This is a genomic window from Thermopolyspora flexuosa, from assembly GCF_006716785.1.
GTDB classification, from domain to species: domain Bacteria; phylum Actinomycetota; class Actinomycetes; order Streptosporangiales; family Streptosporangiaceae; genus Thermopolyspora; species Thermopolyspora flexuosa.
In genome coordinates, this window is the sequence record NZ_VFPQ01000002.1 from 428,102 (window position 1) to 453,207 (window position 25,106).

Below are 25,106 nucleotides of genomic sequence, written 5' to 3' on the forward strand. Positions count from 1 at the left end.
GGAGGGGAGACGCCACCCCGTGGGCACGGGCACCCGCCACCTGCTCGACCGTACGGCGGCCAGGCGGCGGAGTGCGGCGGAGGCTCTCCCCCGGGCAGGGACGGCCGACGATCGGGGTCACGGGTTCGCCGCCGTGGCCAGGGCGTAGGTCTCGGGACGCCGGTCGCGCAGGTGGGCCATGGAGCGCCGGGCGGTCTCCAGGGCTCGGGCCACGTCGACGTCGGCGATCGCCATGCCGGGGGCGACGCCGGTTCCGGCGAGGATCTCGCCGCCGGGGTCGACCACCTTGGCGCTGGCGACGAAGCGCAGCGAGCCGAACGTGCCCGACTGGTTGGCCGACAGCCACACGATCTGGTTCTCCAGCGCGCGCACCCGGTCGAACAGGTCGAACCGCCGGGTCCAGCGGTCCTCGGCGAGGTCGCGCGCGGCGTTCGTGCGGGAGCACGGCCAGGCCGAGACGCACACGCCGATCTCCGCGCCGTCGAGGGCGATCGCCCGGGCCGACTCCGGGAACGCCTTGTCGTAGCAGATCATCATGCCGATGCGGCCGACCGGCGTGTCGAAGGCGTGGAACCGGTCACCGGAGGAGTAGCTGGCGTGCTCGCCGAGCGGCTGGTGCACCTTGCGGTGGTTGCCGAGCACGCCGTCGCCGGTGACGCAGACCACGCTGTTGTAGCGTTCGCCGCCGTCGGCCTCGCAGTACCCGGCGATCACCGTCATCTCCCCGGCGAGCGCGGCGAGCCGCTGGATCTCCGGCCCGTCGAGGGCGAGCGCGGGCGGCCCCTCGTCGCGGCCGTCGGCGTCGCCGTCGAGGCTGAGCAGGTAGCCGCCGAGGCACGCCTCGGGCAGCGCGAGCAGCCGTACGCCCGCGTCCCGGGCCCGCGCGATCAGCCACTCGATGGTCGCGAAGTCCGCCTCCAGGTCGCGTCCGAACTCGGCGGCGACGGCCGCCATGCGAACGGTGCTCATGCCGTCCCCATCCCGGTCACCGGCCCGGCGACCGCCTCGGTGATCTCTCCGTCCGGCCAGCGCAGCGCCACGCCGCGGCCCGCGACGAGCTCCCCGCACTCGGCGCTCGCCGCCGGTCCGGCGGGCGGCGGCGGCGCGCCCGGCTCGGCCGCGGTGAGCATCGCGAACCCGGGGAAGCAGGTGAGCCAGTCGCCGGCGGTCGCGCCCGCCGGGCGGGGTACGGCGGCGACGTCGAGTACGGCACCGCAGCCGCTCGCCTCGGCGAGCATGCCGAGCGTGCCGGCGATCCCGGCCATCGACACGTCCTTGGCGGCGGCGGGCCGGGCGGCGGCCACCGCGCCGAGCATCGCCCGCAGCTCCCCGGTACGGCGATGCGTCGTCGAATCCCACTGCCGCCCGCGATAGCCCGGCCGCCACCCGCCGCCGAGGTCGGCGGTGAGCCGGACCCGGTGCCCGGGCCGCCCGCCGCCCCCGGGCACCGGATGATCGGTACGGCCCAGCGCGGTGACCGCGAGCGCCGCGGGCACCCCGAGCTGGGTGTGGCCGCCGAGCACCGCCACGCCGTACGCGTCGGCGGCCCGCCGCAGCCCGGCGAGCACCCGCGCGGCGTGCGAGGCGTCCCGGGCGGCGAGCGCGTCGAGCAGCCCGATCGGCTCGGCCCCCATCGCGGCGAGGTCGTTGAGGTTCACCAGCACCGAGCACCAGCCCGCCCACTCCGGATCCCGCTCGATCATCGACGGCACGATCGCGTCGCACGCCGCGACCAGATCCGTCCCGGGCACCGGCGCCCCGTCGTCGCCGACGAACCCCGGCCCGCCGAGCATGGCCCGGCCGCATGCCGGAGCCGGGCCCGTGCCGGGCATAGGAGCACTGTCGCCGCCGAGGAAACCCGCTTCGTCGGGCATGGCCCGGTCGACTGCCGCTGTCAGGTCGGGCACTGGGGCCTTATCGATGGACCCCGGCCCGTCGAGCGTGGCCCCGGCGACGGCGGAGTGGTCGGCGACGGCGGCCCGCGCCCCTGCCAGGCCGTGCCACTCGCCCGGCGCCCCCAAGGCCCCGGCTACAGCGCCCGGGGCGCCGCCGAGCAGCAGCCGCCCGAGCAGCGGCCCGAGCGCGGACTTGGCCGACGCGGCCTGGGCGGCGATGCGGCCGATGGGCCAGCGCATGAGCACGTGCGGCGCGCCCGCGACCGTGACCGGCCGCACCGGCCGCCAGCCGAGCCGCCGGAAGAACACCTCGTTGCGGGCCTGCACGGTGGCGTCGAAGCGCAGCGCCCCCTCGGCCTCGGCCCGGGCGCACGCGGCCCGCACGAGGGCCGCGCCGACGCCCGCCCCGCTCCGCCGGGCGGCGGGCGCGACCGCGAGCCGCCCGCCGGTCCACCAGCCGATGTCCGGCCCGGCGTCGGCGGGGCCGAGCCGTACCCCGCCGATGATCTCGCCGTCGCGGTCGCGGGCGACGAGCACCACGGTGCGCGGGTCGTCGTCCCGGTCGTCGAGGTCGTGCCCCTGGTAGAGGCCCTGCTCGTGCACGAACACCTGCCGCCGGAGCCGCCGGTAGGCGGCGTGCGCCGCGGCGTCCTCGGCCGGTTCGACGCGGAACGCGGGCTCGGGCTGCCGGGCGAGGGTGGCGCGGTCGCCGAGCAGGAGCAGGATGTCCCCGCCGGGGAACTCGTGGGCCATGCGCGTCACCCGCCCGCCGTGCTCAGCACGCCGCACGCGCCGCACGCGGCGCAGCCCGCCCGCTGGTCGGCCCCGCGCATGCCGGCGGCCCGCAGCCGCAGCGCGACCTGCTCGGTGACCCGGCGCAGCAGCTCGGGGTCGGGCCCGGTGACGCCGTCGCGGGCGGCGAGGGTGCCGCGCATCGGCCGGAACGGCACCACGAACGGGTACACGCCGCGCTCGATCAGCCGTCTCGCGCCCTCCACCAGCTCGTCGGGGTCCTCGCCGAGGCCGACGAGCAGATAGGTGGAGACGCGGTTGCGGCCGAACACGCGCACCGCCTCGTCCCAGGCCGCCTCGTACTCGGCGATCGGCACCCGCGACTTGCCGGGCATCCAGCTCCGCCGTACCTCCTCGTCGAGGGACTCCACGTGGATGCCGATCGACGTCGCCCCGGCGTCGCGCAGCTCGCGGATCCAGGCGAGGTCGCCGGGCGGCTCGCACTGCACCTGGATCGGCAGGCCGGGCACGGCCGCGAGCACCGCCCGCACGCACCGGGCGAGGTGGCGGGCGCCGCGGTCCGGCCCGGCCGTGGTGCCGGTGGTCATCACCATCTGCCGCACGCCGTCGAGCCGGACCGCCGCCTCGGCCACCTCGGCGAGCTGCTCGGGCCTCTTCACCGCGATGGTGGCGCCGGACCGCAGCGACTCCTCGATCGTGCAGAACCGGCAGCGCTCCGGCTCCGCGTAGCGCACGCAGGTCTGCACCACGGTGGTGGCGAGCACGTCGGCGCCGTGCAGGCGGGCGATGTGCTCGTACGGCACGCCGTCCGCGGTGGCCAGATCGTAGAACCGGGGCCGCCGCACCGGCGTCAGGGTGAGGCCGGTGTCGGCGTCGCCGAGCCACACCCGACCGTCGCGGACCGCGTAGGGGCTCTCCGGGTTGATGGGCAGGGCGGCGTTCGCCCCGTCGACGAGCACGTGCCCGTCGTCGCTGGGGCCCGCGCCCTCCGGCCGCCGCACCGGGGCCGGCGTGCGCACGCCGTACAGGGCCAGCTCGGCACGGGTGAGGATGCGCACGTCCACGGCCGTGCCGGCGGAGGCGCCCGCCGCCGGGGTGCCGACGCTCACTCGATCACCCCCCTTACAGCTGGTAGGTGGAGTTGATGATCGCGCCCTTGCGCGCGTAGTGGATGAGCGCGTCCTGGACGTCGAGCGGGTGGGTCGGGATGACGCCCTCGATGAGGTCCTCCTCGCGGGCGCCGTGCAGCGAGAGGCCGAACCGGCAGCAGTACACCTTGCCGCCCTCGGCGATGAACGTCTTCAGCTGGTTGTTGATGTTGTGCTCGCCGGGGAACGCGGAGGTGCCGGTGGTCGGGTAGCCGCGGGTGGCGAGGCAGTTGAGCGCGCCCGGCCCGTAGAAGTAGATCGCGCTCTCGAAGCCCTTCCGCAGCGCCCGGGTGGCCTGCAGGATCGCCACGAAGCTCACCGAGGACTCGTGCGCGATGCCGTGGATGAGGGTGAAGTACGCCTCGCCGTTCTCCGCCTTGTAGTCGGGGAACACCTTGGTGCTGCCGTACAGGCTGGAGCCCTCGGGCAGCGACGGGTGCGGGATCTCGTTGAGGGACTGCTTCTCCAGCTCGGTGAGCTCGGCGCGGACGGCCTCGGACATGGATGCCTCCTTTGTGGCTTGTGTGTGGTTGTGCCGGTGCGCAGGGGTTTGGGAGAAAGCCGGGACGGGGTCGTCGTACGGGAGGGTCAGTCGTAGAGGGCGGCGAAGGTGTCGTGGAACACCCGCTTGGCGAGCTCGCCGTCGCCGAACGCGGCCGCCGCCCGGGCGTGCTCGCCGGCGAAGTCGCCCCACGGCCGGTCGCTGGCGAACAGCACCCGGTCGTGGCCGATGCCGCGGCGCTCGATCTCCCGGGCGAGCCAGTACGGCGCGAAGCCGATCGACCAGGACAGGTCGGTGTAGACCCGCTTGCCCGCCGCGATCCAGTCGAAGAACCGGGATCCGGCGAGCTTGATGTGGCCGCTCATGCCGCCGCCGAAGTGCACCAGGTGGATCGGCACGCGGTCGCCGTACCACTCGACGAGGTGGCCGACCTCGTCGATGTCGGACGCCGCGCCGGGGGAGGTGTGCACGTGCACGACGAGGCCGTGGCGCTCGGCCGCGTCGAAGATCCGGTCCAGGTGCGGGCGGCACTCCGGGTCGGTGGGGCGGCCGCCGAGCAGGAAGCTGAGCTTGAGCGCCCGCACCCCCGGCTCGGTGGCGAGAGCGAGCGCCGAGGCGGTGCGCTCGGTGTCCCGGGGCAGCGGGGACACCCACAGCCCGGCCCGGATGCGGTCGTCGGCCTGGGCGGCCTCGAGGGCGAGCGCGTTGAGGGAGAACGCCACCTCCGGGTCCGGCACGCCGTAGTTCGGCAGCACGAGGGCGCGCTCGACGCCCTCGGCGTCGAGGTCGGCGAGCAGCTGCCGGACCGTGCCGCGCGCGGTGACGTCCGGGTTGACCGGCGGGCCGCCGTAGAACGGGTACGCCGGGAGGATCCCGATGTGGCGGTGTGCGTCGAAGACCATCGCCCGCCTCCGCTCAGCCCGCCGCCGCACCGGTGAGGATGCGGCAGACGTCGGCGGGCCGCGCCCGGTCGGCGATGCGGTCGGCGAGGTACGCCGCGTCGCGGCCGACCGCCTCCAGCCGGCCCGAGCCCCAGGTGTGGAGCCAGGGCAGGCCGAGGAAGTACAGGCCAGGGCAGCCGGTGACGCCGCGCCAGTGCACCACGTCGCCGCGGCCGTCGAAGACCGGCACCTCGATCCAGCGGTGGTCGCGGGTGAACCCGGTCGCCCAGATCACCGTGGTGATCCCGGCCTCGGCCAGGTCGAGCGTGCGCGGATGGTCGGCGGGCGGCTCCCACACCGGGACGTACCGCGGCTCGGCCGGGGCGTCGATGCCGTTCGCGGCGATGTGCGCGTCGATCGCGTCCTTGATGCCCTCGGCGACCGCGTCGGCCCGGTCGAGGTTCTCCTTGAGGTCGCCGGCGAACTCCAGGACCGTGCCGCCGGGGCCGGTGGTGATGCCGGTGAGGTGGCCGTACAGCCGCATGCCGTCGCGGGCGAAGGCGCGCAGGTCGACGTCGCGCCCGCCGTCGCGGCCGGTGACGTAGTGGTTGGCCCGCTCGCGCACCTCCTCGGGGTCGTCGAACTCGTCGATCGTCTTGGCGTAGTGGCCCATCTCGTCGAGCCAGGCGACGCAGTCGCGGCCCCGGTAGAACCGGGCCACCCGCGGGGCGCTGCCGACCGCGAGGTGCACCTGCCGCCCGGCGAGGTGGAGGTCCTCGGCGATCTGGCAGCCGGACTGGCCGCTGCCCACCACGAGCACCGCGCCCTCCGGCAGCGCGTCCGGGTTGCGGTACTCCGAGGAGTGCAGCTGGGTGACGGTCGCGGGCAGCCGCTCGGCCATCCGGGGGATCTTCGGGCCGTGGTACGGGCCGGTGGCGACCACCACCTGGTCGGCGGTGAGCGTGCCCGCGGTGGTGGCCAGCTCGAACGCGCCGGACACGGCGCGGCGCAGCCGGGTGACCCGCACGCCCTCGGCCAGCGGCGGCCGCACGAACGCGGCGTACTCCTCGATGTACCGGATGATCTCCGCGCGGTTCATGAACCCGTCGGGGTCGGGCCCGCGGTAGGGGAAGCCGGGCAGGCGGCACTGCCAGTTCGGGGTCACCAGGAAGAAGTTGTCCCAGCGCCGTTCCCGCCACTCGTACGCGACCCGCTCGGCCTCGAGCACGATGTGCCGGATGCCGCGTTCGCGCAGGTGGTAGCTGATCGACAGGCCGGCCTGGCCGCCGCCGACGACCGCGACCGGGTAGCGGGCCCCGGCCACGCGCGGCGCGCTCACCGGGCGCTCCCGCCTGGAACGTTCCCGCCGGGGGAGTACAGCCGCTCCACGGTCACCGCCGCCCCGGGGGCCGAGCCGTACCCGGCGGCGATCCGCTCGATCTCGGCGAGCTGGGCCTCCGCGGCGGTGCACGCGACGCCGAACTTGGCCCGCACCCGTTCGCTCGCGATCCGCAGCGCGGTCCGGCTGCGTGCCACGAAGTCCGCCACGTCGTACGACTCACCCGGGGCCAGGTGGTCGGCGACGACGGTGGAGGGGGAGTAACAGCGCTGGGTCCGGCCGTCCGGCCAGCGCACGTCGAAGTAGAGCTCAGGCATGGTTCCTCCACGCGCGACCTGCCTCGCCGTCGCGCTGAGCACTACTTCAACCTGCGGCGATTACCGAACGGGGTCATCCGGAATAACCCGCTGTTACTCGACCTGACGCAACGTGACGGGAGCGTAACGATGATCTTGCCTGCGCAGGATCGGGGCTGTGCGGGCCGTCACAACGGGATCCACACCGCGGTGGCGTCGTCGTGGACCTTCGCCGTGCCGCGCGGCCCGTGGGTGCGCTCGGCCTCGCGTACCAGCTCGACGAGCCGGGCCGGGCCGTACTTCTCCGCGATCGTGACAACCTGCGCCCAGGTGTGGCCGTACCACTCGACCAGCCGGTGGACGCCGTCCGTGCAGACCAGCACGCCGTCGAGGTCCGTGACCGGCACCGCGCCGGTGAGCGCCTCGCGGGCCGCCTCGGGCCTCGTCGACGCCACCCAGAAGCCGCCCGGCCGGTTGCGCATCGCGTCCACCAGCCCCGGCGGGTACGGCCGGCCACCGGGCAACCGGGCGACGCGGTCGTCGAGCACCTCCCGCACGCTGCCGTCGCGGTGGCGCAGCACGATCGGGGAGTCGCACAGGGCCAGGTAGTCGAGGGTGTCGCCGCGGCGGCGGACGATCGACACCGTGGCCGAGGGGGAGCGCGGGTTGGCCAGGTCGCAGGTGCCGGCGTGGGCGGCCATGGTGTCCCGGATCGCCTCCTCGAGGATCTCTGCCAGGCCGGCCTGGGGGCCGGTGGCGAGGGCGAGGGCGAGCGCGCCGCCGAGGCGGCCGACCAGCCACGGCACGCCGTGGCGGCACCCGGTGTCGGCGCCGGGGACGGGGGTGGCCCCGTCGAGCACGACGGCCCAATCCGGGCCGCAGACCACGTAGTCCTCGTTGGGGCGGGGCGGGCTCGCCGGGGCGGCCTCGGTCGTATAGCTGATCGTCATCCGTGCCCTTCCGTTCGGGGATCGTCGTGGATGCGCGGCGCCGTACGGCTCGGCGCCCACACCGGCATACCCCGCCGGGCGGTGCCGGCCTCCGCGCGGGCCGGGAAGTGTCGGACCCGTGTGCGATGCTGCGGGCGTGAAGGTCGTGTTCGATGGCGAGCTGTGGATCTGGGACGCGCGGCGGAGCGAGAGCTGGACGTTCGTCAGCCTGCCGGTCGAGGCGTCCGAGGAGATCCGCGAGCGGTTCGCCGGGCGGCTGCGCGGGTTCGGGTCGCTGCGGGTCCGGGCCACGATCGGCGACACCACGTGGACGACCTCGATCTTTCCGGACAGCCGGGAGGGCGCCTACGCGCTGCCGATCAAGCGCGCCGTCCGTCAGGCCGAGGGGGTCGAGGCCGGTGACGTCGCCACCGTGACCGTCGAGGTGCTCGGCGGCTGAGCGGGGTCAGGACATCGTGACGACCTGGCCGGTGACCCGCCGCGCCTGCTCGGAGGCGAGGAAGACGATCACGTCGGCGACCTCCTCCGGGGTCGCGACCCGTCCGGTGGGGCTGTAGGCGCGCACCTCCGCCTCGACCTCGGGGGTGACCCATCCGGTGTCGGTGACGGGCGGGTGGACGACGTTCGCGGTGATGCCGTGGCGGCCCAGCTCGGCCGCGGCGGACATGGTGTAGTTCACCTGGGCCGCCTTGGCCGCGCCGTACGACACCTCCTGGGGGAAGCCGGACGGGCCGCCGGAGGTGAGGCCGATGATCCGGCCCCAGGTGGCGCCGCGGCGGATGTGGCGGCGGGCGAACTCGGCGATGAGCAGCGCCGGGGCGCGGGCGTCGACGGCGAACTGCCGGTCGTACGACTCGGCGTTCACCGGGCGCAGCGCGCGGCCGAACCGGTCGCGGGCGTCCGGGAGGAACGTGTCGGCGAGCCAGCCGCTGGCGTTGTTCACCAGGATCTCCACCGGGCCGAAGGCCGCCTCCGCCCGGTCGAACAGCATCGGCACGCTCGCCGGGTCGGCCAGGTCGGCCTCGACCGCCTCGGCGCGCCCGCCGCTCGCGCGGATGCGGGCGAGCACCTCGTCGGCGTTCCGCGCGCGCAGCTCGCCGTACGCGGGCGGGAAGGCCGTGTCGTCGGCGTGCTCGGCCGGATCCAGCCGCTTGTAGGTGAGGAGGACGGCGACCCCGTGCGCGGCCAGCGCGATCGCCGTGGCCGCCCCGATGCCCTGGTTCGCACCGGTGACCAGCGCCACCCTGCCCGTCAGGCCCGGATCGATCATGCGCCCAGTCTCGCAGCCGGCGCCCGGCGTCTCACCGGATTTCCGCCCGGTCGCCAGGCGGCGCCACGACGGCGGGGCGTACGTGGGGCCGGGGAACCCGTCCCGTATGTCCCGAGAAATTCCTTTCCGTCCGGTGAAAAGACGGGACAGGAAAATTTCCGGAAACCTTTGAATGGGAGCCGCAGGACGAAATCGGGATCCGCGGGATCTCGGCCATCAGGGCACGTCACGGGCCGTGAAACGGGAGAAGTACCACCAATGACGGTCGCCGAAACCACTCAGGTTCCCACCATTAAGGGCGAGCTCAGCTATCTCGCCCCCGAGTCCAAGGTGCTGCGCCGCTTCACCGCCCCGGGAGCGAGCGTCAACACCGGGATCTACCGCACGTACGAGATGACGATCCACAACGGGCGGCCGGTCGCCGACCGGTTCACCCTCGACCGCAACGGCTTCGAGATCATCGAGCACCGCTCGGCCGTACGGGACTTCACCGACCGCGAGGAGGTCGATCGGGTGTACGTCGGCGAGGTGGTGGAGTTCATCAAGTCGTACACCGGGGCCGACCACGTGGTGCCGATGGGCTGGGTGCTGCGCCGCGCCGCCGACCCCGCGGCGAACGCCTCGCAGCCCGCGGCGGCGCTGGTGCACGACGACTTCTCGGTGCAGGGCGCGCAGGAGCGGGCCGCCTCGCTGTACGCCCGGCACTTCCCGGACGGGCCCGGCTACCGGCGGGCGCTGATCACGAGCCTGTGGCGCGTGTTCAGCCCGCCGCCGCAGGACTGGCCGCTCGCGATCTGCGACTACACCAGCGTGCGCGAGGGTGAGGGCATCCCGAACCGGCTCTACTTCGTCGACCGCATCCCCGACGACCTGTTCCAGGAGATGCCCGAGGACCACCCCGGCACGAGCGGCTTCGAGTTCCTCCACCAGCCGTACCACAAGTGGTGGTACTTCCCGGACATGACCCGCGACGAGATCCTGTTCTTCAAGCTCAACGACAGCGACCAGACGCGGGCCTGGATGGTGCCGCACTCGGCGTTCCACGACCGGACCGTGCAGGCGACCACGCCCCGGCACAGCATCGAGTTCCGCAGCGTCGCGTTCTTCGAGTGACCCGACCCGGACGGCGTGGTCCCCGGGCGCGACACCGTCTTTCGCCACGCGGAACAGCTGATAATCCCGGCAAAACGACACGGTAAGGTCCTCGCATGACCGAGAAGGCGACGATCCCCGACGAGTACAAGGAACTGCTCGACGCCCCGGTGGCCATCCTCGCGACCAACGGCCCCAGCGGGCGGCCGCAGGTGTCGGCGATCTCATTCCTCTACGACGCCGAGGACGGGCTGATCAAGATCTCCCTCAACGACACCCGGCAGAAGATGAAGAACCTGCGCCGGGATCCGAAGTGCACGCTCCTCATCGTGGACCCGCAGACGCCGTTCCGGACCCTGGAAATCCGGGCCGACGCGGAGATCCAGCCCGACCCGGACTTCTCCTGGTGCGCCCGCATCGGCCAGGGCAAGTACAACGCGGACTTCCGGGTGCACGACAAGCCGGGGGAGACCCGCTCGCTCGTCATCCTTCACCCCAAGCGCGTCGTCGGCACCGACCTGCGGCGCTGAGCGCGCGTTCCCGCCGGGCAGGGCGTGTCCACGACGACCGCTCGCCCGGAGAGGCGGGGCCCGCGTCGCCGGAAACGTCGGCGGTCCGGCGCCCCGCCCCGCCGTGACCTGGGCCGCGTCCGCGCGGCCCCGATGCACCGTGGCACCGTGGCCCGCCGCGCACACCGTGCCACGTCGTGCCACACCGTGCCACGCCGCCGCTCCCGGCGGCCCGTGCCGAGGCCGAGCCGCCGAAGATCAACGAAGTCGGCGCGCCGGGGAGTTCGCCGCGGTACCGGCCATCACATCACGCAGTGCCGTAATTGCGATTCCGCACAGCCGTTATTCCGGCGTCGTTAACCATTTCCTATGCAATTGTTCACGCCATCTTCCGCCGTGCCGTGAGCCATTCACCGGAGTAATCTCCCGCCGCCGTGCTCGCGGGTTCCGCCGCCGCGCCCGCCGGGACCTCTCCCCGCGCCCCGGCCGCGGTGACGCACTCTCCCCTTTCCGCCGGAGACGCGGCCCAAGCCCTCTCTGCCCGGATTTGGCACGCAGGCTGACCAGGATTCGGACGTGACCGAACCCGTAAATATTTCGGTACGGAAACAGAGCGGCGGATCCCGGTAGGCGTCGAGGCCCGGAAGCCGGTATAAGGGCAGTCGGCCAGGCCGAAGATCGGCACCGACGCCGACGGCCGGGCCGGGAGACTCGGGGGCCTTCGCGCCTGCTTCACGCACCACGGGGAGAAACGGTGCGGGCGAGGCCGGCGTAACCGATATCGGTCGATATTGCTCGCACACCCGAACACACCGAGGAAGGCCGGCGGTGAATGGCGGCGGATATGAATACGGCGACGACGTCGGTCGGCGCATCGCGCACTGGCGCAAGGTCCGGGGGCTCACCCAGTCGGGGCTCGCCCGCGAGGCGCACGTCTCGCGAAGTCTGATCGCCCAGGTGGAGGCCGGGCACAAGCCCGCCACGTCCTCGCTGGTCGCGGCCGTGGCCGCCGCGCTGGGCGTGGAGCCGGCGCTGCTGTCCGGCCCGCCGTACCGCAGGGAGGACGGCCGCGGCGACGCCGCGCACCGCGCGATCCCCGCGATCCGGCGCGCACTGGCGTACGCGGACCTCGCGCCCGAGGTGGACACGCCCCCGCGCTCGCTCGACGCGCTCGACGAGGAGCTCGCCACGGTGCAGCGGCTGCAGGGAGCGGCCCAGTACGTGCGGCTCGGCGCGCGGCTGCCCGCGATCATCGAGGAGCTCACCGTGCACGCGGTGCAGACCGACCTGCCCCGGGCGTGGCTGCTGCTCAACCGTGCCGACGCGGTCGCGGCCTCGCTCGCCCGGCGGCTGGGCTACCACGATCTCGCCCAGGTGGCGATCGAGCGCGCCGCGTTCGCCGCCCAGCGGGCCGACGATCCGCTGCTGCCGCGGCTCGTCGTGCTGTCGCGCGCGCTGCTCCTGCTCAGCGCCAAGGCGGCGGACCTGGCGTTGGCGATGGCCGTACGGGCGGCCGCCGAGGTCGACCGGGACGAGCCGGGCGGGCTCACCGTGTACGGCGCGCTGCAGTTGCGGGCCGCGGTCGCGGCCGCGCGCGCCGGGCGGGCGCGGGAGGCCTGGGAGCATCACGGCGAGGCCGAGGAGGTGGCGCGGCGCCTCGGCAACGGACCTGATCCGTACGGCCTGCAGGTGCTGCCGGGCAATGTCGCGATTCACGGTTGCGCCATCGCGGTCGAACTCGGCGACTACGACTGCGCGCTGCGCATGGACGAACGCATCGTGCTCTCCCCCCGCCTCTGGCCGGAGCGTCGCGCCCACCACGAAATCGATATGGCCCGCGCCTGCCTGGGCGTGGGGCGGCACAAAGAGGCGCTCCACCGAATCCTGAAAGCGGAAAAGATCGCGCCACAAATGACGCGATATCATCCCACATCGCGCGAAACGGTCATGGAGCTCGAGCGGAAGTATCGCACCCTTCCGGAATCCCTGCGCGCGCTCGAGCGCCGGATGGGACTCTGATAATCGTTTTTGTCAAGGCGGCCGTTGTTCACAAGATGTGAACAACGGCCGTCGCGATTATTTCTAAGGTGTGCAACGGCCCCCGCGACCCCTGGGGAGCAGGTGAGGGATTACAACCGCCGGCCATCGGTTGCGATGCCGGCGGGCGACGTGCACAAGGGAGAAACGCAATGTCGAGGCCTCGGCCCACCGATGTCGACGCGAGTCCCGCCGCGCCACCGCGCGCGGCCATGGTCGACGGGCTGCGAGATCTGGGTGACATTCGCGACCCGCGCGTCGCCGCCGCGTTCTTCCGGGTCCCCCGGCACCTGTTCGCACCGGACGAGCCGCTGGAGGCCGGCTACGCCCTCGACCGGCCGGTGGACCGGCACTTCTCGCGCGTCCGGACGGCCGGGCGCGCCTCGGCCACCCGGCTCGAGGCGATGCTGCTCGAGCAGGCCGGCGTGGAACGCGGCATGCGCTGCCTGGAGATCGGCGCCGGCTACACCACCGCGCTCCTCGCCGAGCTGGTCGGGGAGGAGGGCGAGGTCGTCGCCGTCGACGCCGACCCCGACGTCGTCGACCGGACCGCCCGCCGCGTCGCCGCCGCCGGGTACCGCCAGGTGACCCTGTGCCGCGCCGACGGGGAAGACGGCGCGCCCGAGCACGCCCCCTTCGACCGGGTGATCGTCACCTCCGGCGCCTGTGACGTGCCGCCGACCTGGATCGACCAGCTCACCGACGACGGCGCGATCGTGGTTCCGCTGCGCATCCGCGGGCTCACCTGCGGGCTCGTGCTCGAGCGCGAGGACGACCACCTCGTCGCGCGCTCGGCGCAGGTCTGGGGGTTCGTCCCGCTGCGCGGCGCCGCGGCGTGCGCCGAGCACCTGGTGACCCTCGGCGGGCGGGAGATCGCGTTACGGTTCGACGGGGAACGGCCCGGCGACACCGAGATGCTCGCCGCCGCGCTCGACGCGCCGCGCGTCGAGGCCTGGTCCGGGGTGCGGATCGGCCTCGGCAAGCCGTTCGAGCTGCTCGAGCTGTGGCTGGCGAGCGTGCTCGACGGCTTCTGCCTGCTGTCGGTGAACCCCACCCGCGACTCCGGCCGCGTCGATCCGGCGCACCGCGTCGCCTGCCCCGCGATGGCCGGCGCGGGCGGCCTCGCCCACCTCGCGCTGCGCCGTACCGGCCCCATCGCGGAGTTCGGCGCGCACGCCTACGGCCCCGACGCGGCCCGGCTCGCCGAGGAACTCGCCGAGCAGGTGCAGGTCTGGGACCGGTACCACCGCGGCGGCCCCGGCCCGCGGATCACGGTCCATCCGGCCGGGGACGCCGCGGGGCCCACGGACGCGGGCCGCCTCCCCGACGGCCGCGTCATCGCCAGGCGGCACGTCCGCGTCGCGGTCCGATGGCCCTCGCCGACCGGCCCGGGGTTCGTCCCGCACCCGTGGTACGACACCCTGCACGTCGGCTGAGCCCGTGCGGCGAGCGCGCCCGGACCCCTGGTCGTCGGCCGTGGGGACCCTGATGACGGCCGACGCGCCTGCTCCGGGTCCGGGTCGGGGTCGAGGCCGGTACGGCCTCGCCGCGCTCGCCGGGACGCGCGTACCGCGGCCTGCCGGCGCCCGTCCGGGCGGGCGGCCGGCCCGTGCCCACCTGGCAGGTCTGTGGTCCGCGGTCACCGAGCCCGGCCCGCCCGGCGGCCCACCCTCACCCAATCCGATCGAATCGGCGACGGCGCGGCGTCGGCACGATCGGGGCGGGGCCGCCGGGCGGTGCCGTTCGGCGGTTCAGTGGCCCGGGGTGTCCGCGGGCAGCTCGATCCGATCCAGCGAGTACGGCGTGCCGGCCAGCGCGTCCGACAGGATGGCCTGCATCACCGGCAGCGGCACCAGGCAGTCGGCGCACGCGTCCGGCCCGGCCTCGATCCGCACCACGACCTTCTCCCCCTCGCCGACCTGCCAGTCGAGGCTGTAGCCGTCGGAGGCGAGCATCTCCTTGAAATGGCCGAACGCCGCATCCAGGGTCTTTTGCGTCATCACACATCCCTCACCGGCGCGATCGAAGGGGCGTCCCCCCGCGGCCCGAAGGTCTCGATGATCGTCGACACCCCGGCGTTGTTCGCCCCGGCCACCGCGATCAGGATCGCCTCGGGGCTGTTGAGCGCCGGCACCCGCTCGGGGGTTTCGGAGGCCGAGGCGGTGTCGGGGATGGCGTCGGGGTGGTCGGACGGCAGGCGCCAGCGGCTCAGCCGGGAGATGGCGTCCTTGCCCACCGCCTTGAGCTCCTCGCGGGTGTTGACCGCGTTCTCATAGACAAAGCGGCGCACGTCCTGCTTGCTCCAGCCGCAGGAGGCGAACATCTTCGCATGCTCGGGGCCGAGCACGATCAGCACGCTGGTGGTCTCGTGGATCAGCGCGCCGGTGCGGCGCACGCTGTCGGCAAGGTCGCGGCCGAGCTGTTCGGGGATGCGGGTGTGGCGGGCCTCGATGTGCATGCACGAGCGGATCGTCAGCCCGGTCACCGCGCTGGTCTCAGCATCCAGGCCGTGTTCGACGTGGAACGGCTCCCAGGGGGAGTCCTCTTCGTTTTCGGCGATGCAGGCGCTGTATTTGCCGAAGGTGGCCTGGGTGGCCTGGTCGAGCTGGTGGGGGCGTACCCCGAACACGTTGATCGCGGTCAGGCGGATCGCCCGCCCGATCGTGGCGTTGGCGCGAAAGCCGGAGCCGAAGACGTTGCCTTTGCTGTTGAGCCCGATGCGGTCGCGGATGGGGCCGTTGACCATCAGCAGCGGGGCGGTGCCGGTGGTCGACTGCCAGATGCCCTTCTTCGGGTAGGGCTCTTTGGCCAGGGCGTCCCAGCCGGCGAGCACGACGGGGAAGTACTCGGGCAGGCATCCGGCCAGGGCGGCGTTGATCGCCGCCAGGCGGACGGTGAGCTTGCGGTTGAGGTGCGGCATGACAAACAGCACCTCATCGGGGTCCCGGCCGGTGGTGGCGAGGAACTCGGCCAGGTAGGACTCGGTGACCGGGACGACCGGCAGGCCGTCGGTCCAGCCGTTTCGGGCGTAGTGTTCCATGGCCGCGCGGATGGCGGCGGCGTCGACGGCCGGGGTGTCGAGCTTGGTGCTCATGATCTGCGATCAGCCCTCGTAGTCGATCAGGGGGTCAGGAAAGGGACGGGTCGGGGGTGGGAGCCGGGGTGGGGGGTCAGTTTTCCAGGCCGAGGATGCGCTGGATGTCCGGCAGCACCTCCAGCACGCGCTGGCGCAGCTCGGTCTCGTCGCAGCTGGCCACGGGGTGGCGTACGGCGACGAACTCGTAGCCGGAAAAGCCTTGGAGCTGGGCCATGGCGCGGCCGGAGACGAGGAAGGAGTCGGAGACGATGGCGACGGCGGGGATGCCGGCGCGTTCGAGCATGATGCCGTCGGCGACGGTGGCGGCGCTGCAGGAGCCGCAGTCGCCGACGGCGGTGATGACCAGGTCGCATTCGGCGGTGAGCTTGTTGAGGACCTGCTCGGTCATGGGGGTGCCGAAGTAGTCTTTGGCGTATTCGCGGACCTGGCCGGTGCCGTGGCGGGCCTGGAGTTCGCGTGCCACGTGCCGCAGCAGGTTGGTGGCGTTGGGTTTGGTGTTGTCGAGCAGGCCGATGGTCAGGCCCTGCAGGGTTCCGGGCCTGGGGGCGAGGGTGGTGTCGGCGGCCTGGTCGGCGTTGCCGGTCGGGTCGAGCAGGTGTTCGAGTTCGGGCATGTCCCCGGACGCCTCCTGGGTTGGGTCATGGGGGTGCTTGGTGGTCAGCTAAGCACGACCCCGGATGGATGACAAGATTGTGAACAATATTGCCCGACAGATTGTCGTCCGTGCAGCCGCGACGGCGGATCTCTCTCCCCGGACATGGCTCCGCCCCGTGGCAGAAGGGATCCGCGGATGGGACGTCGGTACGGCACGCGACAGCGCGCGGGCGCATACCGCACACCGCGATGGCGGGGTCACCGAACGGTCGCACGCTCCGCGGGTCCGCGGGCGAAGCCGCGAACGGGGCCGGGTCTCCTCGCCCCGGCGGAGAGCGACACCACATGCCGAGCGCGTACGGGCTGTGCGGGCCGGCGGCGGGGCCGGCCGCGTACGCGTGGCCGTCGACGAGCACCGTCGGGCGCTCCGGTCGCCTTCCTGTCGACGTTTGCAGCGTAGTTATCGTTTACAGGATTGTCCATAATCGCCAAAGCGGGTGGGTGTGTGGGGGAATGACCAATCCATCCCGATATGTCCCCACCGCCGAGGTTGTGGCAGGCCCTGACCTGCGCGGATGATGCAGGCGCGCCCTCGGCCCGACGTGGCCGCCGGGCCGGGGTGCGGAAGGAGCGGATCGACATGGCGAACGAGCGGCGGTCGGTGCTCCGCCGAGCGCTGCGCATCCTCGACACGATCAAGGATGCAGGGGAGGGGCTCAGCCTCTCCGAGATCAGCCGGCGATCGGGGGTTCCGCTCAGCACCACCCATCGCATCGTCGGTGAGCTGCACGAATGGGGTGCGCTCGAGCGCGACGAGTCCGGCGAGTACCGGATCGGGCTACGGCTGTGGGAGGTCGCGGCCGCCACCCCGCGGTCCGGCGGCCTGCGCAGCGTGGCCCTGCCGTTCATGCAGGACCTCTTCGAGACCACGCACCGGGGCGTGCACCTGGCGATCCGGGAGAAGGACCAGGTCGTCTTCGTCGAGCGCTTCCTCAGCCCGGAGACCGCCACCGACCGGACCCGCGTCGGCGGCAGGTACGAGCTGCACGCCACCGCGATCGGGCTGGTCCTGCTCGCGCACGCCCCCACCGAGCTGCAGGAGGAGATCGTCACCGGCCCGCTCAACGGGCCGAACTGGCACCCCCCGATCACCGAGCGGGAGCTGCGGCAGAAACTCGCCGACATCCGCCGCGCCGGCTACGCCACCAGCGTGGTCCGCAACGAGCACCTCTCGGTGGCCGCCCCCATCTACAACCACACCGGCCAGGTGGTCGCCGCGCTCTCCCTGATCCTGCCGCTGAACGAGCCGTACGGACCGAGCCTCGCCCATCTCCTCGCCACCGCGCGCGGCATCTCCCGTGCGTTGGGCGCCCCTCAGGGGCGGATACGACCTGCGATGCCTTCCAATATGTGGAAAGGTGGCTAGGCAATGACGCTTATGAGACGCAAGTCTCATTCGCGTCGACTTTGGCTGTGAGTCGACACCAACGCATCGAGGAGACGACGTGCGTACTACCCCCCGCAACGAGCTCCCGTTAAGCCGACGGTCCTTTATCAGCCGCACCGCCCTTGCCGTGACCGCGGCCACAGCCGGAGGCGGACTCCTCGCCGCCTGCGGCACCGAGTCCGAGACAGGAGGTGGTGGTGACTCTTCCGGGGGCGGCACCCGGAAGATGACCTTCCTCAGCCCGATTCCCCTCGAGTCGCTCTCCCTTGCGCCCGAGCTGCTCGCGGTGGCCGGAGGCTACTTCGAGAAGCACGGGCTCGAGGTGGAGCTGCAGGCCACGAAGGGGACGGCCCAGGCGATGCAGACCCTGCTGTCCGGTGTGGCGCCGGTCGCCCGCATCGGCCAGATCGACGCGATGACGGCGATCGCCACCGCCGGCCAGCCGCTGGTCAACATCGCCATGCCGTTCCGCACCACCGCGCTGCGGTTCGTCTACAGCAAGAAGAACCACCCGATCGAGAAGCCCCAGGACATGGTCGGGACGATCATGGGCGTGCCCTCCGAGGGCGGGACCAGCGACAAGGTCGTCTCCCTGGTGCTGGCGAACGCGGGCATCGCGCCCACGGAGGTCAAGCGCCAGGTCGTGGGCCTCTCGCCGGGCACGTTCAACCTTGTCCAGCAGGGGCGGATCGCCGGCTACGTGGTGAGCATCGACACGGCCAACATCCTCACCGCACAGAATCCCGATGCGGGGGTGTTCGACCCCACCAAGTACGTCAAGTCGGACGGCCAGCTCTACGCCACCACCAAGGAGAACCTCACCAAGGAGGCGGACAGCCTGCGCCGGTTCCTCGCGGCCATCCGCGAGGCGATGGCGTTCATGGTGGCCGACGAGAACTTCGACGAGACGATCACCATCCTGCGTGGCAAGTACAAGTTCGCCACCCTCGACAACGACGCCATCGCCCGCGCGAGCCTCGGCATGCTGCGCGAGAGCTGGACCGGGGGCGATCGCAGCAAGCCCCTGCTCGTCACCGACGAGGCGGCGTGGGCGGCCGGATACAAGGAACTGACCGACGCAGGGCTCCTCCAGTCCGGCGAGGACCCGAAGTCCTGGTTCGACAACAGCCTGTTGCCCAAGTCGTAGGCCTCGCGGGCCGGCCGACGGGCACGTATCGACGAAAGGAGCCGGATGTCCCCGGACAGCGCCGAGGCGGTCAAGACGACCGCCGGAGCCCGGCAGAGCTCCCGAACCGGGGCCGCCGGAGCGGCGAAACTCGAGCTCATCGGTGTCGGCAAGGAGTTCCGCACCAAGCGTGCGCACACCGTCGCCCTGTCGGACATCAATCTGACGATCAACGACGGCGAGTTCGTCTCGATCATCGGGCGGTCGGGATGTGGCAAGACCACGCTGCTGCGCATGCTCGCAGGGCTGCTCAGTCCCACGACCGGACAGATCCTGGTCGAGGGCAGGTCGCTGTGGAACGGCACCAAGGTCGATACCTCCGTCGTGTCGCAGCTCGGCGTGGTGTTCCAGGAGGCGAACCTCTTCCCCTGGTACTCCGTGGCCGAGAACATCGCGCTGCCGCTGCAGCTTCGCGGTGACGACAAGGCCTCGCGGATGAAGCGCGCGTACGAACTCGCCGAGCTCGTCGGGCTCGGCGGGTTCGAGCGCTCCTACCCGCGGGAGCTCTCCGGCGGCATGCGGCAGCGCGTCGCGATCGCGAGGGCGCTGAGCATCAACCCGAAGCTGCTGCTGATGGACGAGCCGTTCGGCGCCCTCGACGCGCTCACCCGCGAGCGCATGAACCTTGAGCTGCAGCGGATCTCGCTCGCCACCAAGGCGACGGTGGTCTTCATCACCCACGACATCAACGAGGCGGTGTTCCTCGGCGACCGCGTCGTGCACCTGACGCCCCGGCCCGGCCGGATCCACCAGATCCGTACGATCGACTTCCCCAAGCCGCGGAGCATCGACGTGCAGACCGAGCCGGAGTTCGGCGTCATCGTCCGGGAACTGCGCCACGCGCTCGACGAGGACGAGAAGAGGTGAGGGGCGTGTCCCGCGATCGATCCCGCAAGCTGCTGCCCTGGATCAGCACGCCGATCATTCTCGTGCTGGCCTTCGTCGCCTGGGACGTCTTCGTCCGCGTCTCCGAGATCTCCGACGCGGTGCTGCCGCCGCCGGGCCGGGTGCTGTCGGAGATGGTCACGGTGCTGACCACGGCGGAGACCTGGGAGCACGCCTGGATCACCACCTCGGAGACCCTCGGCGGCTTCCTCATCGCCCTCGTGGTCGGCGTCGTGGCCGGCGTGGTGCTGGGCAAGGTGCCGTGGCTGGAGCTGAGCCTCCGCCCGGTGATCGTCGCCTCCCAGGTGGTGCCGAAGGTCGCGCTCGTGCCGCTGTTCGTGATCTGGTTCGGGTTCGGGATCACCTCGAAGGTGGTCATCTCCGCGATGCTCGCCTTCTTCCCGATCATGCTGAACACGCAGCTCGGCGTGCGCTCGGTGGAGGCGGGCCAGCGCGAGGTGATGCGCAGCCTCAACGCCACCCGGTGGCAGACGTTCCGGCACCTGGAGATGAAGAGCACGCTGCCGTACGTGCTCGCCGGCATGGAGGTCGGCATCGTGCTCGCGATCATCGGCGCGATCGTCGGCGAGTACCTCGGCGGCAGCGAGGGGCTCGGCTACATGCTGGTGCGCACCCTCAACGACCTCAACGCCTCGGCGATGTTCGCCACCACCATCCTGCTGTCGCTCATCGGCCTGCTGCTCTACTTCGCGGTCAACGCGCTCAAGCGGTTCCTCATCCCCTGGCACGAGTCCGTCTACGCGCAGCAGGACCTCAACGGCTGACAAGACCACCCTCCCGGGGCCCGGTTCTCCCGGCCGGGCCTCGGGGCGGGTCAGGGATCCCGGCCCAGGGTACGGCCCGCCGTACCAGGGGTGGGGAGGCGGGGCTCCCCTGCCGGCCTCAGGGCGGAACCAGGGTGACGCCGGGGTGAATCCGGATATACGCGGCGATAAGTCGCGGGCAGTGTGGAGGCATGAGCGAACTGCAGCCACACCCGGTGAAACAGCTTCGGCGTACCCGTCACGGCCGCATCGTCGCGGGCGTCTGCTCCGGCATCGGCGACTTCATCGGCGTCGACCCCAACATCGTCCGCGTCGCCCTCGCCATCGCGAGCTTCTTCGGCGGCCTCGGCATCGGCGTCTACGCCGTCGCCTGGCTGATCATCCCCGAGGAGGGCAAGAGCGGCTCGATCCTGCAGGACCTGATCGACAAGCAGAAGGCGCGGCAGGCCGACGGCTCCTGGCCGCGGATCCAGTGGCCGACCCCGTCGTCCACCACGCCGACCACGTACGGCAACGGCGCCCCGTACGGCCCGGCCGAGGCGGCGCCCCAGCCCGGGCCCCAGCCCGAGCAGGCCCCGACCGGCCCGCGTCCCACCGGCGAGCGGCCGGGGACGGATGTCTGACCGCCGGCCCTCCCACCGGGGCCGCTCGCTCTCGCCCGGCCGGGCGGGACCGGGACGGCCCGGTGGGGGAGCCACGACCCGCGGGCGGCCAGCCCGCACCCGCGTGGTGGCGGGGCCGGTCAGCCCGAGGTCGGCTGGGCGCGCATCCGGGCGATGATCCCGTCCTGCGACCGCGCCCAGCCGGGGAACAGCAGGGCGGCGCAGACCAGCCCGCCCAGCCCGGCGAGGGCGACCACCGGCTCCGGGCCGAGCCGCTCGGCCGCCGCCCCGCCGAGCAGGATCCCCACCCCCTGCACGGCGAACAGCCCCGACTGCACCAGCCCGAACGCCTGCCCCCGCCGCTCGGCGGGCACGCACAGCACGAACGCCGCGTTCGCCGCCAGCTGGTAGGCGCCGCCGATCCCGGAGACGATCCACAGCAGCAGCACCACCGGCAGCGGCGGCTCCAGCACGCAGAGCACGAGCGGCGCGCAGCTCAGCATCGCCATCCAGCCCATCAGCCGCAGCCGCCCCGTGGGCGAGACGTACCGGGTGAACAGCACCGCCCCGATCACCGTCCCGGTCGGCAGCGCGGCCATGAGCAACCCGCTCGCCACCGGCAGCATGCCCGGGTCGTCGGTGACCGTGGCCGCGTACGGCACGGCGATGCCCTCGGTCACCACGTAGAACCCGCACAGCCAGGCCATGAGCACGAGCGTGCGCAGCCGCCGGTCGCCGAACACCAGCCGGGCGCCCGCGGCCGCCATGCGCAGCGGCGACGGGCGCGCCTCGCCGTCCCGGCAGGGGGCGGGGCGGCGCCGTACCGCGGCGACGAGGATGAGCGCGGAGGCGAGGAAGGTGGCCGCGTCGAGCGCGAGCGCGCGGTACGGGCCGAGGTTGAGGATGGCCACGCCGCCGAGCGCGAAGCCGAGCAGCTGCACGCCCTGGTTGGTCATGTTCTGCAGCGCCGACCCGACGACGTACCGGTCCCCGGTGAGGATGTCGGGCAGCAGCGCGGCCCGGGCCGCGGAGAACGGCGCGCTCAGCGTCATCACGCCGAACAGCAGCACGCACAGCACCCAGAGCGGCATGCCGGGTACGGCCATCGCCGCGACCAGCACCGCCCGGGCCAGGTCGCACACGATCATCACGCGCCGGCGCGCGTACCGGTCGGCGAGACCGGCGAGCAGCGGGCCGCCCACGATCGGCGGCAGGTAGGTCAGCGCGTACACCACGGCGGTGACCAGCGGTGACTCGGTGCGCTGGTAGACGAGCACGCCGAGCGCGACCTGGGCGAACTGGTCGCCGAGCAGCGACAGCCCCTGGGCGAGCCACAGGGCGCGGAACTCGCCAAGGGCGATGACCTCGCGATACGTCGCCCGGCCGTCGGATGTGGCGCGCTCGGTGTCGAGCGGTCGCCGCGGCAGCCGGCCGGACCCGGTGGCCGTCATGTGCCTCCGCCTGAGTCGCGGGCGCGCGGCCCATCACTGACAGGTTGTGTTCACGACGTAACCTACAGTGCCCGCCGCCGGAGGCGTTTGCAACCGGTTGGAGTCAGGCCGTTTCAAACTGTAATCGGATGTGGTGGTCGCGATGCGGCGGGTAACGGGGGGAAGGTCGGGTAGGCCGGGATTCACCACCCCAGCTCGTGGAGGCGCTCGTCGCTGATGCCGAAGTGGTGCGCGATCTCGTGCACGACGGTGATCTGCACCTCCTCGACCACGTCCTCCTCGGTCTCGCAGATCTCCAGCGTGGGGTTGCGGTAGATCTCGATGCGGTCGGGCAGCACGCCCGAGTACCAGCTCCCTCGCTCGGTGAGCGGCACCCCGGTGTAGAGGCCGAGCAGCCCCGGCTCCGGCGGGTCGTCCACGACCACGACGACCACGTTGTCCATCAACTTCGCGAGTTCCGGCGGAATCGTGTCCAACGCCTCCGCGACGAGCTCCTCGAACCTCTCCCGCGAAACATCGATCACGCCGTCCATCGTTCCATCGGTACGCGGGGCCGCGCGAGACCGCGGCGCACAGGCGAGAACGGAGGCGATACGGGGTAGGCAAAGGTTGGATGAATCCGACACGTCTGGTCGAGCACGCTCGCGCGCTGACGCGGCACCGCCTGGTACGGCGGGCGGCCGCGATCTTTTTCGTGGTCGCCGTGGCCCTCGCCGGGGCCCTGCTCGGCATCACGCTCGGCGCGCAGGTGCGCACCGAGGTCGGACCGGCCGACATCGGCCTGCGCCTCACCCCGTCCCTCACCGGCGAGACCGTCCTCGACGTACGCCCGCTCGGCACCCTCGGCTTCGACACCCACAACGCCCCGCTGCGGCTCGACATGACCGTGGACGGGGTGCACCCGGAGAAGGCCCAGGAAATCCTGGAGAACCCGCGCTGGGCCGACCGGCTGCCGGAGCGGATCGAGGAGGACCTCCAGGAGGGCCTGTGGCGGCTCCTCGCCGAGGCGGCGGTGCTCGCGGTCCTCGGGGCCGGGATCGCCGGTCTCGTGGTGTTCCGGAGCCTGCGCAGGGCCACCTGGGCCGCGCTCACCGGGCTCGTCGCGGTCGCGCTCACGGCCGGGCTGTCCGCGGCCACGTTCAACCCCAAGGCGATCTCCGAGCCCCGCTACACCGGCCTGCTCACCGGCGTGCCGTCCCTCGTCGGCGAGGCCGAGGCGATCGTGACCCGGTTCTCCGAGTACCGGGGCCAGCTCGCCAAGCTCGTCACCAACGTGTCCCGGCTCTACCAGGCCGGCCGCAGCCTGCCGGTGTTCGAGCCCGACCCGGACACGATCCGGGTGCTGCACGTCTCCGACATCCACCTCAACGTGGCCGCGTGGAACGTGATCAAGTCGCTCACCGAGCAGTTCCAGATCGACCTGATCATCGACACCGGCGACATCAGCGACCACGGCACCAAGGCGGAGAACAGGCTCCTCGACGAGATCGGCCGCCTCGGCGTGCCGTACGTGTTCGTGCGCGGCAACCACGACTCGAAGACCACCGAGCGCGCGGTCGCCAGGCACAAGAACGCGATCGTGCTCGACGGTACCGCCGCGACCGTGAAGGGCCTGCGCATCTACGGCATCGGCGACCCGCGGTTCACCCCGGACAAGTCGGCCAAGCCGATCCCGGACGAGAAGCTCGCCGAGATCGGCCGCGAGCACGCCTCGCGGGTGGTCCCGCCGGAGTGGCCGCGCTCGTCGTCCACCTCGGCGCCCGACCGCATCCCCGCCGACGTCGTCGCGGTGCACGACCACACCATGGGCCGCCCGTTCGCCGGCCGGGTCCACCTGATCCTCAGCGGCCACGTGCACGACCGGCGCACCGAGATGCTGCCCGGCGGCACCCGCCTCATGATCCAGGGCTCCACCGGCGGCGCGGGCCTGCGCGGCCTGGAGCACGAGGAGCCGACCCCGATCATGGCCTCGGTGCTCTACTTCGACAAGAAGGACAAGCGGCTGCAGGCGTGGGACGACATCACCCTCGGCGGCCTGGGGCAGCAGTCGGTTCAGATCCAGCGTCACCTGGAGACCGACCCGGGGCGTACAATCGAGCCGGGACCACCGGCCGACTCGTCGCCAGCGAGCTCAGCCGGCCCCACGGCGACGCCGTCCACGCTCGCGGGCTGAAATCACTTTGGCATCGAGGACCATCGTCCCCTATGCTTCAGTCGTCCCCGACGGGAAGGCGTCAAGGACAGGGCGGCAGCCCTAGCCCCCATCGTCTAGCGGCCTAGGACACCGCCCTTTCAAGGCGGCGGCACGGGTTCGAATCCCGTTGGGGGCACGGCGCGAAGCACACCAGAGAGCTGGTACGCTAAACGAGCCGAACAACGCGGAAGCC

At 72.5% G+C, this 25,106-nt stretch carries 25 protein-coding genes and 1 tRNA gene; 12 read left to right on the forward strand and 14 right to left on the reverse strand.

What is annotated here, in order from left to right; all coding sequences use genetic code 11:
* Positions 1-117: 117 nt before the first annotated feature.
* The 8 genes from FHX40_RS24315 to FHX40_RS24350 all read right to left on the reverse strand — a co-directional run bounded on the left by FHX40_RS24315 (position 118) and on the right by FHX40_RS24350 (position 7,764).
* On the reverse strand, positions 118-969 hold the full coding sequence (locus FHX40_RS24315) for a carbon-nitrogen hydrolase family protein (protein WP_142262289.1): 852 nt from the start codon (positions 967-969) through the stop codon (positions 118-120).
* Complete coding sequence (locus FHX40_RS24320) at positions 966-2,648, reverse strand: MSMEG_0567/sll0787 family protein (RefSeq protein WP_142262290.1); 1,683 nt, start codon at positions 2,646-2,648, stop codon at positions 966-968. Before FHX40_RS24320 ends, FHX40_RS24315 begins: the two co-directional genes overlap by 4 nt.
* 5 nt (positions 2,649-2,653) lie before the next feature.
* On the reverse strand, positions 2,654-3,757 hold the full coding sequence (locus FHX40_RS24325) for an MSMEG_0568 family radical SAM protein (protein WP_211350493.1): 1,104 nt from the start codon (positions 3,755-3,757) through the stop codon (positions 2,654-2,656).
* 13 nt (positions 3,758-3,770) lie between these two features.
* The gene (locus FHX40_RS24330; protein ID WP_142262291.1) at positions 3,771-4,298 is read right to left on the reverse strand and encodes an MSMEG_0572/Sll0783 family nitrogen starvation response protein; all 528 of its coding nucleotides are present in this window, start codon (positions 4,296-4,298) and stop codon (positions 3,771-3,773) included.
* Positions 4,299-4,384: 86 nt separating this feature from the next.
* The gene (locus tag FHX40_RS24335; RefSeq protein WP_142262292.1) at positions 4,385-5,200 is read right to left on the reverse strand and encodes an amidohydrolase family protein; all 816 of its coding nucleotides are present in this window, start codon (positions 5,198-5,200) and stop codon (positions 4,385-4,387) included.
* Positions 5,201-5,213: 13 nt separating this feature from the next.
* Positions 5,214-6,518 (reverse strand): MSMEG_0569 family flavin-dependent oxidoreductase, encoded by a 1,305-nt coding sequence (locus tag FHX40_RS24340; protein ID WP_142262293.1) that lies wholly within the window; start codon positions 6,516-6,518, stop codon positions 5,214-5,216.
* A complete protein-coding gene (locus tag FHX40_RS24345; RefSeq protein ID WP_142262294.1) occupies positions 6,515-6,835 on the reverse strand; it encodes an MSMEG_0570 family nitrogen starvation response protein in 321 nt (106 codons plus the stop codon). The genes FHX40_RS24340 and FHX40_RS24345 overlap by 4 nt, the downstream gene beginning before the upstream one ends.
* Before the next feature lie 167 nt (positions 6,836-7,002).
* Positions 7,003-7,764, reverse strand: a complete 762-nt coding sequence (locus FHX40_RS24350) for a protein phosphatase 2C domain-containing protein (RefSeq protein ID WP_142262295.1) — start codon at positions 7,762-7,764, stop codon at positions 7,003-7,005.
* A gap of 136 nt (positions 7,765-7,900) precedes the next feature.
* On the opposite strand from FHX40_RS24350, the gene FHX40_RS24355 reads away from it, so the two are divergent.
* Positions 7,901-8,203: a DUF1905 domain-containing protein gene (locus FHX40_RS24355; protein ID WP_142262296.1), complete on the forward strand. Its 303-nt coding sequence runs from the start codon at positions 7,901-7,903 to the stop codon at positions 8,201-8,203.
* 6 nt (positions 8,204-8,209) lie between these two features.
* Here the strand turns inward: FHX40_RS24355 and FHX40_RS24360 are convergent, their stop codons facing one another.
* Complete coding sequence (locus FHX40_RS24360; protein ID WP_142262297.1) at positions 8,210-9,034, reverse strand: SDR family NAD(P)-dependent oxidoreductase; 825 nt, start codon at positions 9,032-9,034, stop codon at positions 8,210-8,212.
* A gap of 258 nt (positions 9,035-9,292) precedes the next feature.
* Here FHX40_RS24360 and FHX40_RS24365 point away from each other — a divergent pair, with 258 nt between their 5' ends.
* From FHX40_RS24365 to fxlM, 4 genes are all read left to right on the forward strand, one after another.
* Entirely contained in the window at positions 9,293-10,147 is an 855-nt protein-coding gene (locus FHX40_RS24365) for a CmcJ/NvfI family oxidoreductase (RefSeq protein WP_142262298.1), read from the forward strand.
* Between the two features lie 95 nt (positions 10,148-10,242).
* On the forward strand, positions 10,243-10,656 hold the full coding sequence (locus FHX40_RS24370; protein ID WP_142262299.1) for a PPOX class F420-dependent oxidoreductase: 414 nt from the start codon (positions 10,243-10,245) through the stop codon (positions 10,654-10,656).
* A gap of 807 nt (positions 10,657-11,463) precedes the next feature.
* A complete protein-coding gene (locus FHX40_RS24375) occupies positions 11,464-12,654 on the forward strand; it encodes a helix-turn-helix domain-containing protein (RefSeq protein WP_142262300.1) in 1,191 nt (396 codons plus the stop codon).
* Positions 12,655-12,824: 170 nt separating this feature from the next.
* Positions 12,825-14,108 (forward strand): methyltransferase, FxLD system, encoded by a 1,284-nt coding sequence (gene fxlM / locus FHX40_RS24380; RefSeq protein ID WP_211350494.1) that lies wholly within the window; start codon positions 12,825-12,827, stop codon positions 14,106-14,108.
* Positions 14,109-14,423: 315 nt separating this feature from the next.
* Here fxlM and FHX40_RS24385 read toward each other — a convergent pair whose 3' ends face one another.
* The 3 genes from FHX40_RS24385 to FHX40_RS24395 all read right to left on the reverse strand — a co-directional run bounded on the left by FHX40_RS24385 (position 14,424) and on the right by FHX40_RS24395 (position 16,382).
* The gene (locus FHX40_RS24385) at positions 14,424-14,672 is read right to left on the reverse strand and encodes a hypothetical protein (protein WP_211350495.1); all 249 of its coding nucleotides are present in this window, start codon (positions 14,670-14,672) and stop codon (positions 14,424-14,426) included.
* On the reverse strand, positions 14,672-15,766 hold the full coding sequence (locus FHX40_RS24390; RefSeq protein WP_142262301.1) for a hypothetical protein: 1,095 nt from the start codon (positions 15,764-15,766) through the stop codon (positions 14,672-14,674). Before FHX40_RS24390 ends, FHX40_RS24385 begins: the two co-directional genes overlap by 1 nt.
* Positions 15,767-15,842: 76 nt before the next feature.
* A complete protein-coding gene (locus tag FHX40_RS24395) occupies positions 15,843-16,382 on the reverse strand; it encodes a UGSC family (seleno)protein (protein ID WP_142258295.1) in 540 nt (179 codons plus the stop codon).
* 621 nt (positions 16,383-17,003) lie between these two features.
* On the opposite strand from FHX40_RS24395, the gene FHX40_RS24400 reads away from it, so the two are divergent.
* The 5 genes from FHX40_RS24400 (at position 17,004) to FHX40_RS24420 (ending at position 21,289) form a co-directional block, all read left to right on the forward strand.
* Positions 17,004-17,789: an IclR family transcriptional regulator gene (locus FHX40_RS24400; RefSeq protein ID WP_142262302.1), complete on the forward strand. Its 786-nt coding sequence runs from the start codon at positions 17,004-17,006 to the stop codon at positions 17,787-17,789.
* Between the two features lie 148 nt (positions 17,790-17,937).
* Positions 17,938-18,957, forward strand: a complete 1,020-nt coding sequence (locus FHX40_RS24405) for an ABC transporter substrate-binding protein (protein WP_211350496.1) — start codon at positions 17,938-17,940, stop codon at positions 18,955-18,957.
* Between the two features lie 45 nt (positions 18,958-19,002).
* On the forward strand, positions 19,003-19,863 hold the full coding sequence (locus FHX40_RS24410) for an ABC transporter ATP-binding protein (RefSeq protein WP_142262304.1): 861 nt from the start codon (positions 19,003-19,005) through the stop codon (positions 19,861-19,863).
* A 5-nt stretch (positions 19,864-19,868) separates the two neighbouring features.
* Positions 19,869-20,666 carry an ABC transporter permease gene (locus FHX40_RS24415; RefSeq protein WP_211350497.1) on the forward strand — a complete coding sequence of 266 codons (798 nt, stop codon included), beginning with the start codon at positions 19,869-19,871 and terminating at the stop codon, positions 20,664-20,666.
* A gap of 191 nt (positions 20,667-20,857) precedes the next feature.
* Complete coding sequence (locus tag FHX40_RS24420; protein ID WP_142262305.1) at positions 20,858-21,289, forward strand: PspC domain-containing protein; 432 nt, start codon at positions 20,858-20,860, stop codon at positions 21,287-21,289.
* 119 nt (positions 21,290-21,408) lie between these two features.
* Here the strand turns inward: FHX40_RS24420 and FHX40_RS24425 are convergent, their stop codons facing one another.
* Positions 21,409-22,719 carry an MFS transporter gene (locus FHX40_RS24425; RefSeq protein ID WP_142262306.1) on the reverse strand — a complete coding sequence of 437 codons (1,311 nt, stop codon included), beginning with the start codon at positions 22,717-22,719 and terminating at the stop codon, positions 21,409-21,411.
* Positions 22,720-22,901: 182 nt separating this feature from the next.
* Positions 22,902-23,252, reverse strand: coding sequence for a metallopeptidase family protein (locus tag FHX40_RS24430; protein ID WP_373286918.1), 351 nt, complete (start codon positions 23,250-23,252; stop codon positions 22,902-22,904).
* Positions 23,253-23,332: 80 nt separating this feature from the next.
* Here FHX40_RS24430 and FHX40_RS24435 point away from each other — a divergent pair, with 80 nt between their 5' ends.
* Together FHX40_RS24435 and FHX40_RS24440 are read left to right on the forward strand one after the other, a co-directional pair.
* Positions 23,333-24,892, forward strand: a complete 1,560-nt coding sequence (locus tag FHX40_RS24435) for a metallophosphoesterase family protein (RefSeq protein WP_142262308.1) — start codon at positions 23,333-23,335, stop codon at positions 24,890-24,892.
* 84 nt (positions 24,893-24,976) lie between these two features.
* A tRNA-Glu gene (locus tag FHX40_RS24440) sits at positions 24,977-25,049 on the forward strand.
* Positions 25,050-25,106: the final 57 nt, after the last annotated feature.

What these genes read in the sequence shown, in the direction of transcription:
- FHX40_RS24315 (WP_142262289.1), bottom strand. Translation starts at nt 969, where the DNA reads ATGAGCACCGTTCGCATGGCGGCCGTCGCCGCCGAGTTCGGACGCGAC.
- FHX40_RS24360 (WP_142262297.1), bottom strand. Translation starts at nt 9,034, where the DNA reads ATGATCGATCCGGGCCTGACGGGCAGGGTGGCGCTGGTCACCGGTGCG.
- FHX40_RS24330 (WP_142262291.1), bottom strand. Translation starts at nt 4,298, where the DNA reads ATGTCCGAGGCCGTCCGCGCCGAGCTCACCGAGCTGGAGAAGCAGTCC.
- FHX40_RS24435 (WP_142262308.1), top strand. Translation starts at nt 23,333, where the DNA reads ATGAATCCGACACGTCTGGTCGAGCACGCTCGCGCGCTGACGCGGCAC.
- FHX40_RS24350 (WP_142262295.1), bottom strand. Translation starts at nt 7,764, where the DNA reads ATGACGATCAGCTATACGACCGAGGCCGCCCCGGCGAGCCCGCCCCGC.
- FHX40_RS24430 (WP_373286918.1), bottom strand. Translation starts at nt 23,252, where the DNA reads ATGGACGGCGTGATCGATGTTTCGCGGGAGAGGTTCGAGGAGCTCGTC.
- FHX40_RS24390 (WP_142262301.1), bottom strand. Translation starts at nt 15,766, where the DNA reads ATGAGCACCAAGCTCGACACCCCGGCCGTCGACGCCGCCGCCATCCGC.
- FHX40_RS24320 (WP_142262290.1), bottom strand. Translation starts at nt 2,648, where the DNA reads ATGGCCCACGAGTTCCCCGGCGGGGACATCCTGCTCCTGCTCGGCGAC.
- FHX40_RS24335 (WP_142262292.1), bottom strand. Translation starts at nt 5,200, where the DNA reads ATGGTCTTCGACGCACACCGCCACATCGGGATCCTCCCGGCGTACCCG.
- FHX40_RS24410 (WP_142262304.1), top strand. Translation starts at nt 19,003, where the DNA reads ATGTCCCCGGACAGCGCCGAGGCGGTCAAGACGACCGCCGGAGCCCGG.
- FHX40_RS24345 (WP_142262294.1), bottom strand. Translation starts at nt 6,835, where the DNA reads ATGCCTGAGCTCTACTTCGACGTGCGCTGGCCGGACGGCCGGACCCAG.
- fxlM (WP_211350494.1), top strand. Translation starts at nt 12,825, where the DNA reads ATGTCGAGGCCTCGGCCCACCGATGTCGACGCGAGTCCCGCCGCGCCA.
- FHX40_RS24425 (WP_142262306.1), bottom strand. Translation starts at nt 22,719, where the DNA reads ATGACGGCCACCGGGTCCGGCCGGCTGCCGCGGCGACCGCTCGACACC.
- FHX40_RS24385 (WP_211350495.1), bottom strand. Translation starts at nt 14,672, where the DNA reads ATGACGCAAAAGACCCTGGATGCGGCGTTCGGCCATTTCAAGGAGATG.
- FHX40_RS24395 (WP_142258295.1), bottom strand. Translation starts at nt 16,382, where the DNA reads ATGCCCGAACTCGAACACCTGCTCGACCCGACCGGCAACGCCGACCAG.
- FHX40_RS24420 (WP_142262305.1), top strand. Translation starts at nt 20,858, where the DNA reads ATGAGCGAACTGCAGCCACACCCGGTGAAACAGCTTCGGCGTACCCGT.
- FHX40_RS24370 (WP_142262299.1), top strand. Translation starts at nt 10,243, where the DNA reads ATGACCGAGAAGGCGACGATCCCCGACGAGTACAAGGAACTGCTCGAC.
- FHX40_RS24365 (WP_142262298.1), top strand. Translation starts at nt 9,293, where the DNA reads ATGACGGTCGCCGAAACCACTCAGGTTCCCACCATTAAGGGCGAGCTC.
- FHX40_RS24400 (WP_142262302.1), top strand. Translation starts at nt 17,004, where the DNA reads ATGGCGAACGAGCGGCGGTCGGTGCTCCGCCGAGCGCTGCGCATCCTC.